The organism is Pseudomonas kurunegalensis (assembly GCF_030291635.1).
GTDB lineage: Bacteria > Pseudomonadota > Gammaproteobacteria > Pseudomonadales > Pseudomonadaceae > Aquipseudomonas > Aquipseudomonas monteilii.
Genome location: NZ_CP127871.1, coordinates 6,022,015 through 6,038,222 on the forward strand (window position 1 = coordinate 6,022,015; position 16,208 = coordinate 6,038,222).

A 16,208-nucleotide genomic window follows, 5' to 3' on the forward strand; every position below is an offset into this window, starting at 1 on the left:
CTAAAGCCCTTGCTGCACAGGACGATCCACCCTTGAGACTCCAGCGAGCCTTGCCTCTGCTGCTGGTACTGTCGCTCGGCCTTACCGGCTGCGCCAGCGTCAGTGTGCCCCGCGAAACCAGCCAGGCGTTACCCGCCAACGACTCGGCCTTCGGCCGCTCGGTGCTGCGCCAGGCCGCGCCCTACGGGGGGCGCTCGGGCTTTCGCCTGCTGCCCAACAGCAACGAGGCATTCCGCGCCCGTGCCGAACTGATCCGCAACGCCCAGGCAAGCATCGACCTGCAGTACTACATCGTCCACGACGGCCTCAGCACCCGCGCACTGGTGCATGAACTGCTACGCGCCGCCGACCGTGGCGTGCGTGTGCGCATCCTGCTGGACGACACCACCAGCGATGGTCTGGACACCATCATGGGCACCCTGGATGCCCACCCGAACATCCAGATTCGCGTGTTCAACCCGCTGCACCTGGGCCGCAGTACGGGCGTGACGCGCGCCGTGGGCCGGCTGTTCAACCTGTCGCGCCAGCACCGGCGCATGCACAACAAACTGTTCCTGGTGGACAACAGCATGGCCATCGTGGGTGGCCGCAACCTGGGTGACGAGTATTTCGATGCCGAACCCAACCTCAACTTCACCGACATAGACCTGCTGGGTGTAGGCCCGGTGGCTGAGCAGCTTGGGCACAGTTTCGACCAATACTGGAACAGCGCCCTGAGCCGGCCGATTACCGACTTCCTCTGGCGTGCTCCGGATGCCAATGACCTGCACGCCAGCCGCCATCGCCTGGAGGTGTCGCTGGCCGAAGCCAGAACCCGGCGCAAGGCCCTGTACGACCGCCTGATGGCCTACCAGTCGCAGCCGCGCCTGGATGTATGGCGCAACGAGCTGATCTGGGCCCACGCCCAGGCGTTGTGGGATGCACCGAGCAAGGTGCTGGCCGATGACGAACCCGACCCACAGCTGCTGCTGAGCCAGCAACTGGCGCCGGACCTGGCCAATGTGCACCGCGAGTTGATCCTGATGTCGGCCTACTTCGTGCCGGGCGAACCGGGCCTGCTTTACCTCACCGGCCGCGCCGACGCCGGTGCTTCGGTGAGGCTGCTGACCAACTCGCTGGAAGCCACCGACGTGCCGGCGGTGCATGGTGGCTATGCGCCCTATCGGCGGGCCTTGCTTGAGCATGGCGTGCAGCTGTTCGAGCTGCGCCGCCAGCCGGGCGCGCCGGTGCACACACGCCTCAGCCTGCATGGCAGCAGCTCGGATTCGAGCCTGCACACCAAGGCGATCGTGTTCGACCGGCGCAAGACCTTCATCGGCTCGTTTAACTTCGACCCGCGTTCAGTGCTGTGGAACACCGAGGTAGGCGTGCTGGTGGACAGCCCGGAGCTGGCCGAATACACCCGCGAACTGGCCCAGCAAGGTATGGCACCTGCGTTGAGTTACCAGGTGAAACTGGTGGGTGACAAACTGGTATGGGCGACCGAGGACAACGGCCAGCGGCACATGCTGACATCAGAGCCAGGTGGAATGTGGCGGCGGTTCAATGCCTGGATCAGCAAGGCCGTTGGCTTGGAGAAGATGTTGTAGCGGCAATTTCCGGGGCTGCTTTGCAGCCCCAAATTCCATCAGGCAGACACTGCCTCGAAAGCCCCACGCCGCTGGGTCAACACCACCAGCCCGGCAGCCCCGGCGGCCATCAGGAACAGCAATGCATGTCCGCTGATCCACTGGCTCCCCGCCCCCGCCAACAACGGCCCGAGCAGGCAACCAATACCCCACAGTTGCGCCACGTGGGCATTGGCCCGCACCAGCTCGTCATCCCGATAGCGCTCGCCGATCAAAACCAGCGACAAGGTGAACAAGCCACCGGCACTGGCCCCGAACAGCACCCACAACGGCCACACAACCGGGGTATGCAGCAGCAGCGGAATCGCCAGGCTGGACACCAGCAGCGTCACCGCACACCCCGTGAACAATGCACGTCGCGACATATGGTCGGCCAGCGCGCCGATCGGCAGCTGCAGCACTGCATCACCAACCACCACGGTACTGACCATGAACAGGGCGATTTCAGTGGTAAAGCCTTGCTGCAGGCAATACACCGGCAGCAAGGTAAGGATCATCGCCTCGAACGAGGCGAACAGGGCGATGGCCCAGGCAATCACAGGCAAGCGCCGACAGAAGGCGAACAAGTCGCGGAAGGTAACGCTGCAGGCCTCCGTGCTCGGCGCTCCGCCACGCCCTAAAAGCACCAGCGGTGCCAGCAGCAGCAGGCCGGTCGCGGCCCAGAAACCGAAGTCGTCATCAGAGCCGAGGAAACCCAACACCAACGGCCCGGCCAGCTGGCTCAGGGCATAGCTGCTGCCGTACAAGGCCACCAGTCGGCCACGCCACTGCTCGACTACCAGCTGGTTGATCCAGCTTTCGCCGAGGATGAACACCACGGTGAGGGACATACCGATCATCAGCCGCAGCAACAGCCACAGCGGGTAGCTGGGCAGCAGCGCGACCAACCCGATCGACAGCGCCCCGCCCCACAGGCATAAGCGCATGGCCGAAGGCACGCCGACCCAGCCGGCCAGGCGGCTGGCGATACTGGCGCCGGCCAGAACACCCAGCGCTGGCATCGCAGCCATTACGCCGATGGCGAAGCTGCCGTAGCCCCAGGCCTCCAGGCGCAGGGATACCAGCGGCATGCTTACGCCAAGGGCCAGCCCGACACTGAGTACGGATGCCAGCACGGCGAAATAGGTACCCCAACGCATTGCAGCCTCCCAGGCAGAATTCTTGAACAGCAAAAACGACAAAGCCGGGGCAGCGTGAGCCGACCCGGCTTAGGTTGGGGCTGCTCTGCAGCCCCCGGCGATTACAGCTTGATCCAGGTCGCCTTCAGCTCGGTGTACTTCTCCAGCGCATGCAGCGACTTGTCACGGCCGTTGCCCGACTGCTTGAAGCCACCGAACGGTGCGGTCATGTCGCCGCCGTCGTACTGGTTGACCCACACGCTGCCAGCGCGCACGGCACGGGCGGTCTTGTGGGCCTTGGAAATGTCCGAGGTCCAGATGCCGGCGGCCAGGCCATATGGCGTGTCGTTGGCAATGGCCACGGCTTCTTCAGCGGTGTCGAAGGCAATCACCGACAGCACTGGGCCGAAGATTTCTTCCTGGGCAATGCGCATGGCGTTGGTCACGCCGTCGAAGATGGTCGGCTCGACGTAGGTGCCGCCCGTCTCTTCCAGGGTACGCTTGCCGCCAGCCAGCAGCTTGGCGCCGTCCTGGTGGCCCGCTTCGATGTACGACAGCACGGTGTTCATCTGCTGGGTATCGACCAGGGCACCGACGGTGGTCGCCGGGTCCAGCGGATTACCTGGCTTCCAGCCTTTCAGGGCCTCGACCACCATTGGCAGGAACTTGTCCTTGATCGAACGCTCGACCAGCAGGCGCGAACCTGCGGTGCACACTTCGCCTTGGTTGAAGGCGATAGCGCTGGCAGCCGCTTCGGCAGCTGCCTGCAGGTCTGGCGCGTCGGCGAAGACGATGTTCGGGCTCTTGCCGCCGGCTTCCAGCCAGATGCGCTTCATGTTCGACTCGCCCGCGTACACCATCAGCTGCTTGGCGATCTTGGTCGAACCGGTGAACACCAGGGTGTCGACGTCCATGTGCAGGGCCAAGGCCTTGCCCACGGTGTGGCCGTAGCCTGGCAGCACGTTCAGCACACCCGCCGGGATACCGGCTTCAATCGCCAGCTGGGCGATACGGATGGCGGTCAGCGGCGATTTCTCGGACGGCTTGAGCACCACCGAGTTACCGGTGGCCAGCGCCGGGCCGAGCTTCCAGCAGGCCATCAGCAGCGGGAAGTTCCACGGTACGATGGCACCGACCACACCCACTGGCTCACGGGTAACCAGGCCAAGCTGGTCGTGCGGGGTCGGGGCGACTTCGTCGTAGACCTTGTCGATGGCTTCGGCGGTCCAGTGAATGGCTTGCGCCGCACCCGGGATGTCGATGCTGGAGGAGTCGCCGATCGGCTTGCCCATGTCCAGGGTTTCCAGCAGCGCCAGCTCTTCAACGTTCTTGCGCAGCAGGTCGGCGAAACGGATCAGCTTGGCCTTGCGCTTGGCCGGGGCCAGCTGCGACCACACGCCCGAATTGAAGGTAGCGCGGGCGTTTTCCACTGCGCGGTTGGCATCGGCCAGGTCGCAGCTGGCAACCTTGGCCAGGAAGCGTCCGTCGACCGGGCTCAGGCACTCGAAGGTTTCACCGGATGCGGCATCGGTGTATTCGCCGTTGATGAAGGCGCGGCCTTCGATCTTCAGTTGCTGGGCACGTTGTTCCCAGTCCGCACGGGTCAGGGTGGTCATACGAAACTCCTCCTCTTGTTTAGGTGCAACGCCGCACTGAGGACTCACAGGCGTTGTCAGAATTCTGGCCGGGCGACGCGCGCACACGGGCAAGCGATACCCTAAACCAGCCGGTGTAAACTATCAATATATTTGACACGCAGGGCTCAAAAGCCTACTGATGTTCATTTTATTAAACAACAACAGGAGCCGCACCATGAGAATAGACAGCATCATCGACTTCGCGCAGGTCATCACCGAGGCCGAACGCTACCGCCCGGCGGCGGAAAAAATCCTCAAGGGCGAGCCGGACCAGGCTGTCTACAACCACTATTCCAGCCCGTGCGGGCAGTTTGCCGCAGGCGTGTGGGAAGGTGAGGTGGGCCAGTGGACGGTGAACTACACCGAACACGAATACTGCGAAATCGTCCAGGGCGTTTCGGTGCTGCGCGACCAGGATGGCGGGGCGAAAACCCTGCGTGCCGGCGATCGGTTCGTGATTCCGGCCGGCTTCAAAGGCACTTGGGAGGTGCTGGAGCCGTGCCGCAAGATCTATGTGATGTTCGAACAGAAGTAACTATGTAGTGCAGGCAGCCTGTTGGCGTGCGTGAGGATGGCCCTGCCCATGTCGGGCCATCCAACTTCAACAGGAAGATCACCATGACCAACGAAGACGTTCTGAAAACCCTCGCTCACCTGGTCGGCACCCCCTACGCGCCGGCAATCAAAGACACCATCTGCACCCTCACCGGCCGCACCCGGGTGGTCGGCCCCGACGAGATGTGCACCCGCGAGTACGACCTCAAGCGCATCCGGATCAAGGCCGGCACCGACCTGCTGATCCAGGGCTTCGACTTCAACTGACCGTAATGCAGGCATAAAAAAACCCGCGTCCTTTCGGACGCGGGTTTTTTTCAGGTCGCCGATCAATTACTTGATCTTGGCTTCCTTGTACACCACGTGCTTGCGAACAACCGGATCATATTTCTTGATCTCGATTTTGTCCGGGGTGGTGCGCTTGTTCTTGTCGGTGGTGTAGAAGTGGCCGGTACCGGCACTCGAAACCAGACGGATCAATTCACGCATGATGTTCTCCCTTAAACCTTGGCGCCAGCTTTACGGATGTCAACCAGAACGGCGTCGATGCCGCGCTTGTCGATGATACGCATGCCTTTGGCGGAAACGCGCAGACGCACGAAACGCTTCTCGGATTCAACCCAGAAACGGTGGTGCTGCAGGTTCGGCAGGAAACGACGACGGGTTTTGTTGTTTGCGTGGGAAATGTTGTTCCCGGTTACTGGACCCTTACCAGTAACTTGACAGACTCTCGACATGACTCAGCCCTCTAAAACCACATGCCCAACCCGGCATGGGTTGGCCGCTTAATCTCTCAGTCTTTGGCGCCTGGGCGCCGTGATTCTGGAGGTCTTATCGACCGGATCCGCTGATGCGACAGGCCGAGCCCCTAGAAAAGAGCGCTGCTTTATACCAGAAAGACTTGGCTGCAACAACAGTAGATGCACATTGCCGCACGCCAGAACGCGCCGGGCCAGCATAGCTGGCAGGCCCCGCCAGCCGTCGACCGCTCGTCGCCAGATTTGTAAAAAAGGGTGTGGTCATTTGCCGGCGGGCGCACTAGGGTAAGCCTTTTCCAGACTGCACTGGCAGATGGGCCACTGACAGCCAAGGAGCCACCATGCGTGCTGCCGCCCTTTCCTTATTGTTCAACTCTCTGTTCGCCGCCGGCGCTCTGTTCGCTGCCGGCGTTGCCCAGGCCGCGCCGCTGAGCGTTTGCAGCGAAGCCAGCCCCGAAGGCTTCGACGTGGTGCAATACAACTCGCTGACCACCACCAACGCCACGGCTGACGTGCTGATGAACCGTCTGGTGGAGTTCGACGCGGCGCAAGGCAAGGTGGTGCCGAGCCTGGCGGCCAGCTGGACGGTATCGGCCGACGGCCTGGTGTATGACTTCACCCTGCGCGAAGACGTGAAGTTCCACAGCACGGCCTACTTCAAGCCAAGCCGCGAACTGAATGCCGACGACGTGCTGTTCAGCTTCCAGCGCATGCTTTACCCGGCCCATGCCTGGCACAAGACTGCACCGGGCGGCTACCCGCATGCCCAATCGCTGCAGCTGGGCAGCCTGATCAAGGCGATCGAGGCACCGACGCCGAACACCGTGCGCTTCACCCTCAGCCACCCGGACGCCACCTTCCTGGCCACCCTGAGCATGGGCTTCGCCTCGATCTATTCCGCCGAATATGCCGACAAGCTGCTGAAGGCCGGCACGCCGGAGAAGCTCAACAGCCAGCCGATCGGCACCGGGCCTTTCGTGTTCCAGCGTTTCCAGAAGGACGCCGTGGTGCGCTACCGCGCCAACCCGGACTACTTCGCCGGCAAGCCGGCGGTCGACCCGTTGATCTTCGCCATCACCACCGACGCCAACGTGCGCCTGCAGAAGCTCAAGCGCGGCGAGTGCCAGGTCGCCCTGTCACCCAAGCCACTGGACATTGCCGAAGCGGGCAAGGATGGCAACCTCAAGGTAGCCAGCACCCCGGCGTTCATGACCGCCTTCGTCGCCATCAACAGCCAGCACCCGCCGCTGGACAAACCGGAAGTGCGCCAGGCCATCAACCTGGCTTTCGACAAGCAGGCTTACCTGAAGGCCGTGTTTGAAGGCTCCGCAGAGGCCGCAAACGGCCCCTATCCGCCCAACACCTGGAGCTACGCCAAAGACTTGCCCGGCTACCCGCTGGACCTGAAGAAAGCCAAGGCGCTGCTGACCAAGGCTGGCCTGGCCGAGGGTTTCAGTACCACCATCTGGACCCGTCCGTCGGGCAGCCTGCTCAACCCCAACCCCAGCCTCGGCGCGCAGATGCTGCAGGCTGACCTGGCCAAGATCGGCATCAAGGCTGAAATCCGCGTGATCGAGTGGGGCGAGCTGATCCGCCGTGCCAAGGCCGGCGAGCATGACCTGCTGTTCATGGGTTGGGCAGGCGACAACGGCGACCCGGACAACTTCCTCAGCCCGCAGTTTTCCTGTGCGGCGGTTGAGTCGGGGACCAACTTCGCGCGCTTCTGCGACAACCGCCTGGACCAGCTGATCAGCGCTGGGCGTACCACCAACGACCAGAGCGTGCGCAGCCGGCTGTACCAGCAGGCGCAGACGCTGATCCAGCAGCAGGCGTTGTGGGTGCCGCTGGCGCACCCGACGGCGGCTACCCTGCTGCGCCAAGGGGTGGAGGGGTACCAGGTGAACCCGTTCGGGCGGCTGGACTTTAGCAAGGTGTCGGTGACCAAGTAAGCCCTGAGGTGCCTGTCTTGAAAGGGATGGCGCCTGGGAGACCGAGCGCCGCCCGCGCGGCGCTCGATCTCCCAGGCGCTACAACCCTCAAGGCAGGCACCTAGCAGCCCTGACAGCATTGACCTGCCTAAGCCACAATCCACCCCTGCTCAACCATCGATAACGGCTCCCCATCACCGATGATGATGTGATCCAGCACCCGCACATCGATCAGCCCCAGCCCCCGCTTCAGCGACAGGGTCAAATGCACATCATCCTGGCTCGGCTCACTGCTCCCCGAAGGGTGGTTGTGACACAGGATCAACGCCGCCGCGTTATGCAGCAACGCCCGCCGCACCACCTCCCGTGGGTAAACACTCGCCCGGTCTATCGTGCCCCGGAACAGGATCTCGAACGCCAACGGCCGGTGCTTGGTGTCCAGAAACAGGCACCCGAACACTTCACTGGCCTCATGCCGCAGCATGGCCTTGAGGTAACACCGCACCGCCGCTGGCCCGTCCAGAGCCTCCGCGCGCTTGATGTTTTCATTCAGATAACGCCGGCCAATCTCCAGCAGCGCCTGCAACTGTGCATACTTCACGGCCCCGATGCCCGGCTCGCGCAGCACCGTTTCGCGATCAGCCTCCAGAAACTGCCTCAGCCCGCCAAAACGCATCAGCAGCCCCCGCGCAAGGTCCAGTACATTGCGCCCGGCAACACCCGAGCCCAGCAGCACGGCAAGCAACTCGGCATCCGTCAGCGCCGCCGCTCCACGCTGCAACAACTTCTCCCTCGGCCGCTCTTCTGCCGGCCACTCCCTGATATTCATCCCGCCCCTCTGCCTTTGCTGCGGCCCATTTCGGCCCTGTGTTAATCTATTTCGCCTCGTACATGCGACGTTCTGCCGCAGGCATTTCGAACGTCGCCGCCCGCTCTCACTGGAAAAAGGCAAGCCTATGCAGCGGCTGTATCGCAAACGCATCGTTCTCGGCGTGGGGGGCGGCATTGCCGCCTACAAAAGCGCCGAGCTGATTCGCCGACTCCTGGAGCACGGCGCGCAGGTGCGCGTCGTCATGACCCGTGGTGGTGCCGAATTCATCACCCCGCTGACCCTGCAGGCGCTGTCGGGCCACCCGGTGCACATGGACCTGCTCGACCCTGCCGCCGAAGCAGCCATGGGCCACATCGAACTGGCCAAGTGGGCCGACCTGGTGCTGATCGCCCCGGCCACCGCCGACCTCATGGCGCGCATGGCCCAGGGCATGGCCGACGACCTGCTGACCACACTGGTACTGGCCACCGACGCCACCGTCGCCGTGGCCCCGGCCATGAACCAGGCCATGTGGCGCGACCCGGCCACCCAGGCCAACCTTGAGCTGCTCAAGAGCCGTGGCATTCAGGTATTTGGCCCGGCCTCCGGTAGCCAGGCCTGTGGCGACGTGGGCCTGGGCCGCATGCTCGAAGCCACCGACCTGGCCTGGTGCGCCGCAGAAAGCTTCAAGCGCCAGGCACTCACCGGCAAACACGTATTGATCACCGCCGGGCCGACCCAGGAAAACATCGACCCGGTGCGTTACATCACCAATCATAGCTCCGGCAAGATGGGCTTCGCCCTGGCCGAAGCGGCTGCCGAAGCCGGGGCTCGGGTGACCCTTGTCACTGGCCCGGTGCACCTGCCAACCCCCGACCGGGTCAGCCGCATCGACGTGGTCAGCGCGCGGGACATGCTCGCGGCCTGTGAAGCAGCCATGCCATGCGACCTGTTCATCGCCTCGGCAGCGGTCGCGGACTACCGCCCGGAAGTGGTTGCCACACAAAAACTGAAGAAAGATCCTACGACCGGCGACGGCATGCTGCTGCAGATGGTGCGCAATCCCGATATCCTTGCCACCATCGCTGGCCGCAGTGACCGCCCGTTCAGCGTCGGCTTCGCCGCCGAAACCGAACACCTGCTCGATTACGCCACGCGCAAGCTCAAGGACAAGAACCTCGACCTGATCGTCGCCAATGATGTGGCCAACCCCAGCATCGGCTTCAACAGCGAAGAAAACGCCTTGACCGTGATCGACCGCCAGCAGCACCAGACTCTCTTCGCGCAGACCAGCAAGGGCAAGATCGCCCGGCAACTGGTCGCCTTCATCGCCGAACGGCTCAACCAGGTTCAATAAGTTACATGCACGCTCTTCAAGCCAAGATCCTCGACCCACGCCTGGGTTCCGAATTCCCCCTGCCGGCCTACGCCACCCCTGGCTCCGCCGGCCTGGACCTGCGCGCCCTGCTCAAGGAGGACACTGTCCTTGAGCCAGGCCAGACCCTGCTGATCCCTACCGGCCTGTCGATCTACATCGGCGACCCGGGCCTGGCGGCGCTGATCCTGCCGCGCTCGGGCCTGGGCCATAAGCACGGCATCGTGCTGGGCAACCTGGTCGGCCTGATCGACTCGGATTACCAGGGCGAGCTGATGGTGTCGTGCTGGAACCGCGGCAACACGCCGTTCACCATCGCCGTTGGCGAGCGTATCGCCCAGCTGGTGCTGGTGCCGGTGGTACAGGCCCATTTCGACATCGTCGAAGCCTTCGATGAAAGCCAGCGTGGTGCTGGCGGCTTCGGTCACTCCGGCAGCCACTGAGCCGGTAGATGACCGTTCAGGCCAAGGATGGCGAACTCTCTGGCGAAAGCACCGTCCAAGCGTTCAGTTTGCGCCTGCCCAGAAAGCCTTTGACTAATGGAGCTTCCAGAGATGAACGACATGGCCCACCTGGTCCCCGCCGCATTGCCCGACAGCATTTTCCGCGCGTATGACATCCGCGGCGTAGTCGGCAAAACCCTTCACGCCGAAACCGCCTACTGGATCGGCCGCGCCATCGGTGCGCAAAGCCTGGCCCAGGGCGAACCACAGGTTTCGGTCGGCCGTGATGGCCGCCTGTCCGGCCCGATGCTGGTCGAACAGCTGATCAAGGGCCTGGTCGACGCCGGCTGCCACGTCAGCGACGTCGGCCTGGTGCCCACCCCGGCCCTGTACTACGCGGCCAACGTGCTGGCAGGCAAGTCGGGCGTGATGCTGACCGGCAGCCACAACCCGTCGGACTACAACGGCTTCAAGATCGTCATCGCTGGCGACACGCTGGCCAACGAACAGATCCAGGCCCTGCTCACCCGCCTGAAAACCAACGACCTGACCTTGGCCGAAGGCCGCGTGGAAAAGGTCGAGATCCTTGACCGCTACTTCCAGCAGATCGTCGATGACGTGAAGCTGGCGAAAAAGCTCAAGGTGGTGGTGGACTGCGGCAACGGTGCCGCTGGCGTGATCGCACCGCAACTGATCGAAGCCCTGGGTTGTGAAGTGATCCCGCTGTTCTGCGAAGTGGACGGCAACTTCCCCAACCACCACCCGGACCCGGGCAAGCCGGAAAACCTTGAAGACCTGATCGCCAAGGTCAAGGAAACCGGCGCCGATATCGGCCTGGCCTTCGACGGCGATGGCGACCGCGTCGGTGTGGTGACCAATACCGGCAGCATCGTCTACCCCGACCGCCTGCTGATGCTGTTTGCCCAGGACGTGCTGGCGCGCAACCCGGGCGCCGAGATCATCTTCGACGTCAAATGTACCCGTCGCCTGACCCCGCTGATCGAACAGCATGGCGGCCGCGCACTGATGTGGAAGACCGGTCATTCGTTGATCAAGAAGAAGATGAAACAGACAGGCTCGCTGCTGGCCGGCGAGATGAGCGGTCACATCTTCATCAAGGAACGCTGGTACGGTTTCGACGACGGCATCTACAGTGCCGCACGCCTGCTGGAGATCCTCAGCCAGGCCGGGCAAAACGCCGAAAACCTGTTTGCCGCCTTCCCGAACGATATTTCCACGCCGGAAATCAATATTGATGTGACCGACGAGGGTAAATTCAGCATCATTGATGCACTGCAACGCGACGCCGACTGGGGCGAAGCCAACCTGACCACCATCGACGGTGTGCGGGTCGACTACACCCACGGCTGGGGCCTGGTTCGCGCCTCCAACACCACCCCGGTGCTGGTGCTGCGCTTCGAGGCCGACAGCGACGCCGAATTGCAACGTATCAAGGATGTTTTCCGTACCCAGTTGCTGCGGGTTGCCCCTGAGCTGCAACTGCCGTTCTGACCGACTATCTGTTCCTTACAGGAGCCCTGCATGACCCTCGATCGCGATGCCGCTTCCCATGTAGCCGAGGTTTTGTCCGAAGCACTGCCTTACATCCGCCGCTTTGTCGGCAAGACCCTGGTGATCAAGTACGGCGGCAACGCGATGGAGAGCGAGGAGCTCAAAACCGGCTTCGCCCGTGACATCGTGCTGATGAAGGCTGTGGGCATCAACCCGGTGGTGGTCCACGGTGGTGGCCCGCAGATCGGCGACCTGCTCAAGCGCCTGTCGATCGAAAGCCACTTCATCGACGGCATGCGCGTCACCGACTCGGCGACCATGGACGTGGTGGAGATGGTGCTGGGTGGCCAGGTGAACAAGGACATCGTCAACCTGATCAACCGCCACGGCGGCAGCGCCATCGGCCTGACCGGCAAGGACGCGGAGCTGATCCGCGCCCGCAAGCTGACCGTCAGCCGCCAGACGCCCGAGATGACCACCCCGGAAATCATCGACATCGGCCACGTTGGCGAAGTGGTGAGCGTGAACACCGACCTGCTGAACATGCTGGTGAAGGGTGACTTCATCCCGGTCATCGCGCCGATCGGCGTGGGTGCCAACGGTGAGTCGTACAACATCAACGCCGACCTGGTAGCAGGCAAGGTAGCCGAGGCGCTGAAAGCCGAGAAGCTGATGCTGCTGACCAACATCGCCGGTTTGATGGACAAGCAGGGCCAGGTTCTGACCGGCCTGACCACCGAACAGGTCAACGAACTGATCGCTGACGGCACCATCTACGGCGGCATGCTGCCGAAGATCAAGTGCGCACTGGATGCCGTGCAGGGCGGCGTGAACAGCTCGCACATCATCGACGGCCGTGTGCCGAATGCTGTGCTGCTGGAAATCTTCACCGACAGCGGCGTGGGTACCCTGATTACCAACCGCAAGCCGCGCTGAGTGATTGGCTAGCCTGCACCGGCCTCTTCGCGGGTTCACCCGCGAAAGGGCCGGAACAGGCGACACAAAAAGGGCGACCTTCATGTGAAGGTCGCCTTTTTCATTTCCAGGCCAGGATCAGATCCCGTACTGCGCCCGGTAAGCCTCGACAGCCGGCAGATGCTGCTTCAGCTGCGGGTCATCGGCCAGGAACTCCAGCACCTGGGTCAGCGAAACGATGCTGACCACCGGGATACCGAAGTCGCGTTCCACTTCCTGGATCGCCGACAGCTCGCCATTGCCACGCTCTTCGCGGTTCAGCGCGATCAGCACGCCGGCGGCCTTGGCCTGCTGGGCGTTGATGATCTGCATGACCTCACGGATGGCAGTACCGGCGGTGATCACGTCGTCGATGATCAGCACATCACCGGCCAGCGGTGCGCCAACCAGGCTGCCGCCTTCGCCGTGGTCCTTGGCTTCCTTGCGGTTGAAGCACCATGGCACGTCGAGCTTATGCTGGTCCGCCAGGGCCACAGCAGTGGTCGCCGCCAACGGAATACCCTTGTAGGCCGGGCCGAACAGCACGTCGAACGGGATCTTGCTGTCGACGATGGCTGCGGCATAGCACCGCCCCAGTTCGGCCAATGCAGAACCGGTGTTGAACAGGCCGGCATTGAAGAAATACGGGCTGGTACGCCCCGATTTCAGGGTGAATTCACCGAAACGCAGTACCCCGCGATCGATGGCAAAACGGATAAAGTCGCGCTGATACGGCTGCATGAATAGTCCCGGACACCACGGATTTAGCTAAATGGGTTGAGCTCGGGTATCATACACGCACGAGATTTTTGGGGCCATTTATGCGGATCATCAGTGTGAACGTAAATGGCATTCAGGCTGCGGCCGAGCGTGGTTTGCTCAGCTGGCTGCAAGCCCAGAATGCCGACGTCATCTGCCTTCAGGATACCCGCGCCTCGGCCTTTGAACTCGATGACCCAGCTTTCCAGCTCGATGGCTATTTCCTTTATGCCTGCGACGCGGAGGTGCCTGCCCAAGGTGGTGTGGCCCTTTATTCGCGCATGCAGCCCAAGGCAGTCATCACCGGCCTGGGCTTCGAGACAGCCGACCGCTACGGGCGTTACCTGCAAGCAGATTTCGACAAAGTCAGTATTGCCAGCCTGCTGCTGCCTTCGGGCATGAACGGCGACGAAGACTTGAACCAGAAGTTCAAGTTGATGGACGACTTCGCCAAGTACCTGGACAAGCAGCGTCGCAAGCGGCGCGAGTACATCTATTGCGGCTCGTTCTACGTGGCGCAGCAGAAGCTCGACATCAAGAACTGGCGTGACAGCCAGCAATCGCCGGGCTTCCTGGCGCCGGAGCGCGCCTGGATGGATGCGATCACTGGCGAGATGGGTTACGTCGATGCCCTGCGCGAAGTCAGCCGTGAAGGCGACCAGTACAGCTGGTGGCCGGACAACGAGCAGGCCGAGATGCTCAACCTGGGCTACCGGTTCGACTACCAGATCCTCACGCCAGGCCTGCGCCGTTTCGTGCGCAACGCCCGCCTGCCGCGTCAGCCGCGCTTCTCCCAGCATGCGCCGCTGATCGTGGACTATGACTGGACGTTGACCATCTAAGCGCGTTGCTCAGATACAAAAAAGCCGACAGTGATGTCGGCTTTTTTGTGTCTACGGAATCAGTCAGTCCGCCAGTGCAGCCTGCTGCAGCTCGAAGATTTCGGTCATGCCCTTCTGCGCCAGCGCCAGCATGGCGTTGAAGTCTTCAGGCTGGAACGGCGCACCTTCGGCAGTGCCCTGCACCTCGATGAAGCCACCGGCGCTGGTCATGACCACGTTCAGGTCGGTTTCGGCGGCGGAGTCTTCCAGATAGTCCAGGTCGAGCACGGCTTCACCCTGGTACATGCCCACCGACACGGCAGCGATCATGTGCTTGAGCGGGTTGCCGGCCTTCAGGCCACCGTGTTTCTTGATCACCGCCAGTGCATCGCACAGGGCGACCATGGCACCGGTGATGGACGCGGTACGGGTACCGCCATCGGCCTGGATCACGTCGCAGTCGACGTACAGGGTGATGTCGCCCAGCTTGCTCATGTCCAGCGCGGCGCGCAGCGAGCGGCCGATCAGGCGCTGGATTTCCAGGGTGCGACCACCCTGTTTGCCACGGCTGGCTTCGCGCTGGTTACGCTCACCGGTAGAACGCGGCAGCATGCCGTATTCGGCGGTCAGCCAGCCTTGGCCCTGGCCTTTCAGGAAGCGCGGCACACCGTTTTCAACGCTGACCGTGCAGATGACCTTGGTGTCACCGAACTCGACCAGTACCGACCCTTCGGCGTGCTTGGTGTAGTTGCGGGTGATGCGGATCGAGCGGAGCTGATCGGCGGCGCGACCACTTGGACGTTTCATCTGGGATACCTGTACTGGGACTTTGAATCTGCCGAGCATTATAGAGCCCGCAGCCCAGGGAAGACATGCCTATTGTCGTACCCGCCACAGCCCGTCGCCTTTTCCTACTGGCGCGGCCGCCCGTCGGTAACATAGGCAGATTGGGCGCCACGGCCCCACTGCGCTACAATCCTGCGCCTTGCAGCCGAGAGGCTCCCACCGTTCATTCAACTAAGCGAGGTACTCCCCATGGTGCACAGCATGACCGCTTTTGCTCGTGTCGAGCGCGCCGGCAGCCAAGGCACCCTGATCTGGGAGCTGCGTTCGGTCAACCACCGTTACCTGGAACCGCACCTGCGCCTGCCAGAGGCCCTGCGCGACCTTGAAGGCGCCGTGCGTGAAGGCCTGCGCCAGGGCTTGTCGCGGGGCAAGGTGGAATGCACCTTGCGCCTCAACGAAGACAGCAACGGCAAGCCACTGAAGGTAGACCGCGAGCGCGCCGCGCAACTGGTTGCCGCCGCCGAGGAAGTGGCCGGCCTGATCAAGCAGCCAGCCCCCCTGAACCCGCTGGAAGTGCTGTCGTGGCCAGGTGTGCTGGTGGCCGACACCAGCGACCCGCAGGCACTGAACGCCGAAGCCATGGCGCTGTTCGACGAAGCCCTGGCCGAACTCAAGGCCGGCCGCCAGCGCGAAGGCCAGGAACTGGCCCGGCTGATCAACGAGCGCCTGGACAACATGTCCAGCGAAGTCACCACCTTGCGCGCCCTGGTGCCGCAGATGCTGGCTGCGCAGCGGCAGAAGATCCTCGACCGCTTCGGTGACATGCAAGCCGAGCTCGATCCGCAGCGCCTGGAGCAGGAAATGGTGCTGCTCGCACAGAAGAGCGACGTGGCCGAGGAACTCGACCGCCTCAGCACCCACGTCACCGAAGTGCGCCGGGTGCTCAAAGGTGGCGGCGCCGCAGGCCGCCGCCTTGACTTCCTGATGCAGGAACTCAACCGCGAAGCCAACACCCTCGGCTCCAAGGCCTTCGACCCACGCAGCACGCAAGCGGCGGTCAACCTGAAGGTATTGATCGAACAGATGCGTGAACAAGTACAGAACATCGAGTAAGGCCACCCCG

The 16,208-nt window shown here is 62.9% G+C and carries 16 protein-coding genes and 1 pseudogene; 10 read left to right on the forward strand and 7 right to left on the reverse strand.

Features of this window, described 5'->3' with window-relative positions:
- Positions 1–32: 32 nt before the first annotated feature.
- Entirely contained in the window at positions 33–1,589 is a 1,557-nt protein-coding gene (locus tag QQ992_RS27410) for a phospholipase D family protein (RefSeq protein ID WP_105947167.1), read from the forward strand.
- Between the two features lie 38 nt (positions 1,590–1,627).
- On the opposite strand, the gene QQ992_RS27415 is transcribed toward QQ992_RS27410, so the two are convergent.
- Both QQ992_RS27415 and QQ992_RS27420 read right to left on the reverse strand, forming a co-directional pair.
- The gene (locus QQ992_RS27415) at positions 1,628–2,767 is read right to left on the reverse strand and encodes an MFS transporter (protein ID WP_286111773.1); all 1,140 of its coding nucleotides are present in this window, start codon (positions 2,765–2,767) and stop codon (positions 1,628–1,630) included.
- 101 nt (positions 2,768–2,868) lie between these two features.
- Entirely contained in the window at positions 2,869–4,362 is a 1,494-nt protein-coding gene (locus QQ992_RS27420; RefSeq protein ID WP_119371859.1) for an aldehyde dehydrogenase, read from the reverse strand.
- 196 nt (positions 4,363–4,558) lie between these two features.
- On the opposite strand from QQ992_RS27420, the gene QQ992_RS27425 reads away from it, so the two are divergent.
- Together QQ992_RS27425 and QQ992_RS27430 are read left to right on the forward strand one after the other, a co-directional pair.
- Positions 4,559–4,918: a cupin domain-containing protein gene (locus QQ992_RS27425; protein ID WP_012274818.1), complete on the forward strand. Its 360-nt coding sequence runs from the start codon at positions 4,559–4,561 to the stop codon at positions 4,916–4,918.
- A gap of 83 nt (positions 4,919–5,001) precedes the next feature.
- Positions 5,002–5,205, forward strand: a complete 204-nt coding sequence (locus QQ992_RS27430) for a hypothetical protein (protein WP_286111775.1) — start codon at positions 5,002–5,004, stop codon at positions 5,203–5,205.
- A gap of 66 nt (positions 5,206–5,271) precedes the next feature.
- On the opposite strand, the gene rpmG is transcribed toward QQ992_RS27430, so the two are convergent.
- Together rpmG and rpmB are read right to left on the reverse strand one after the other, a co-directional pair.
- Entirely contained in the window at positions 5,272–5,427 is a 156-nt protein-coding gene (gene rpmG / locus QQ992_RS27435) for a 50S ribosomal protein L33 (RefSeq protein WP_003253507.1), read from the reverse strand.
- An 11-nt stretch (positions 5,428–5,438) separates the two neighbouring features.
- Entirely contained in the window at positions 5,439–5,675 is a 237-nt protein-coding gene (gene rpmB / locus QQ992_RS27440; protein ID WP_003253504.1) for a 50S ribosomal protein L28, read from the reverse strand.
- A gap of 362 nt (positions 5,676–6,037) precedes the next feature.
- Here rpmB and QQ992_RS27445 point away from each other — a divergent pair, with 362 nt between their 5' ends.
- On the forward strand, positions 6,038–7,645 hold the full coding sequence (locus QQ992_RS27445) for an ABC transporter substrate-binding protein (RefSeq protein WP_286111777.1): 1,608 nt from the start codon (positions 6,038–6,040) through the stop codon (positions 7,643–7,645).
- A 127-nt stretch (positions 7,646–7,772) separates the two neighbouring features.
- Here QQ992_RS27445 and radC read toward each other — a convergent pair whose 3' ends face one another.
- Positions 7,773–8,453 (reverse strand): RadC family protein, encoded by a 681-nt coding sequence (gene radC, locus QQ992_RS27450; protein ID WP_286111778.1) that lies wholly within the window; start codon positions 8,451–8,453, stop codon positions 7,773–7,775.
- Between the two features lie 127 nt (positions 8,454–8,580).
- On the opposite strand from radC, the gene coaBC reads away from it, so the two are divergent.
- The 4 genes and pseudogenes from coaBC to argB all read left to right on the forward strand — a co-directional run bounded on the left by coaBC (position 8,581) and on the right by argB (position 12,701).
- Complete coding sequence (gene coaBC / locus QQ992_RS27455; protein ID WP_016712699.1) at positions 8,581–9,792, forward strand: bifunctional phosphopantothenoylcysteine decarboxylase/phosphopantothenate--cysteine ligase CoaBC; 1,212 nt, start codon at positions 8,581–8,583, stop codon at positions 9,790–9,792.
- A gap of 5 nt (positions 9,793–9,797) precedes the next feature.
- Positions 9,798–10,253, forward strand: coding sequence for a dUTP diphosphatase (gene dut, locus QQ992_RS27460; protein WP_286111780.1), 456 nt, complete (start codon positions 9,798–9,800; stop codon positions 10,251–10,253).
- A gap of 144 nt (positions 10,254–10,397) precedes the next feature.
- Positions 10,398–11,765 (forward strand): annotated as a pseudogene (locus QQ992_RS27465) (phosphomannomutase/phosphoglucomutase); the annotation flags it as partial.
- A gap of 30 nt (positions 11,766–11,795) precedes the next feature.
- Complete coding sequence (gene argB / locus QQ992_RS27470) at positions 11,796–12,701, forward strand: acetylglutamate kinase (protein WP_004575216.1); 906 nt, start codon at positions 11,796–11,798, stop codon at positions 12,699–12,701.
- A gap of 117 nt (positions 12,702–12,818) precedes the next feature.
- Here argB and pyrE read toward each other — a convergent pair whose 3' ends face one another.
- Entirely contained in the window at positions 12,819–13,460 is a 642-nt protein-coding gene (gene pyrE, locus QQ992_RS27475; RefSeq protein ID WP_016712702.1) for an orotate phosphoribosyltransferase, read from the reverse strand.
- 80 nt (positions 13,461–13,540) lie between these two features.
- On the opposite strand from pyrE, the gene crc reads away from it, so the two are divergent.
- Positions 13,541–14,320: a catabolite repression control protein Crc gene (gene crc, locus QQ992_RS27480; protein ID WP_003253401.1), complete on the forward strand. Its 780-nt coding sequence runs from the start codon at positions 13,541–13,543 to the stop codon at positions 14,318–14,320.
- 63 nt (positions 14,321–14,383) lie between these two features.
- On the opposite strand, the gene rph is transcribed toward crc, so the two are convergent.
- Entirely contained in the window at positions 14,384–15,106 is a 723-nt protein-coding gene (rph, locus tag QQ992_RS27485; protein WP_286111783.1) for a ribonuclease PH, read from the reverse strand.
- A gap of 228 nt (positions 15,107–15,334) precedes the next feature.
- Here rph and QQ992_RS27490 point away from each other — a divergent pair, with 228 nt between their 5' ends.
- Positions 15,335–16,198 carry a YicC/YloC family endoribonuclease gene (locus tag QQ992_RS27490; protein ID WP_119371864.1) on the forward strand — a complete coding sequence of 288 codons (864 nt, stop codon included), beginning with the start codon at positions 15,335–15,337 and terminating at the stop codon, positions 16,196–16,198.
- Positions 16,199–16,208 lie beyond the last annotated feature (10 nt).

Coding starts and splice junctions, on each gene's coding strand:
- QQ992_RS27415 (WP_286111773.1), bottom strand. CDS start 2,767: ATGCGTTGGGGTACCTATTTCGCCGTGCTGGCATCCGTACTCAGTGTC.
- QQ992_RS27420 (WP_119371859.1), bottom strand. CDS start 4,362: ATGACCACCCTGACCCGTGCGGACTGGGAACAACGTGCCCAGCAACTG.
- QQ992_RS27425 (WP_012274818.1), top strand. CDS start 4,559: ATGAGAATAGACAGCATCATCGACTTCGCGCAGGTCATCACCGAGGCC.
- QQ992_RS27430 (WP_286111775.1), top strand. CDS start 5,002: ATGACCAACGAAGACGTTCTGAAAACCCTCGCTCACCTGGTCGGCACC.
- rpmG (WP_003253507.1), bottom strand. CDS start 5,427: ATGCGTGAATTGATCCGTCTGGTTTCGAGTGCCGGTACCGGCCACTTC.
- rpmB (WP_003253504.1), bottom strand. CDS start 5,675: ATGTCGAGAGTCTGTCAAGTTACTGGTAAGGGTCCAGTAACCGGGAAC.
- QQ992_RS27445 (WP_286111777.1), top strand. CDS start 6,038: ATGCGTGCTGCCGCCCTTTCCTTATTGTTCAACTCTCTGTTCGCCGCC.
- radC (WP_286111778.1), bottom strand. CDS start 8,453: ATGAATATCAGGGAGTGGCCGGCAGAAGAGCGGCCGAGGGAGAAGTTG.
- coaBC (WP_016712699.1), top strand. CDS start 8,581: ATGCAGCGGCTGTATCGCAAACGCATCGTTCTCGGCGTGGGGGGCGGC.
- dut (WP_286111780.1), top strand. CDS start 9,798: ATGCACGCTCTTCAAGCCAAGATCCTCGACCCACGCCTGGGTTCCGAA.
- argB (WP_004575216.1), top strand. CDS start 11,796: ATGACCCTCGATCGCGATGCCGCTTCCCATGTAGCCGAGGTTTTGTCC.
- pyrE (WP_016712702.1), bottom strand. CDS start 13,460: ATGCAGCCGTATCAGCGCGACTTTATCCGTTTTGCCATCGATCGCGGG.
- crc (WP_003253401.1), top strand. CDS start 13,541: ATGCGGATCATCAGTGTGAACGTAAATGGCATTCAGGCTGCGGCCGAG.
- rph (WP_286111783.1), bottom strand. CDS start 15,106: ATGAAACGTCCAAGTGGTCGCGCCGCCGATCAGCTCCGCTCGATCCGC.
- QQ992_RS27490 (WP_119371864.1), top strand. CDS start 15,335: ATGGTGCACAGCATGACCGCTTTTGCTCGTGTCGAGCGCGCCGGCAGC.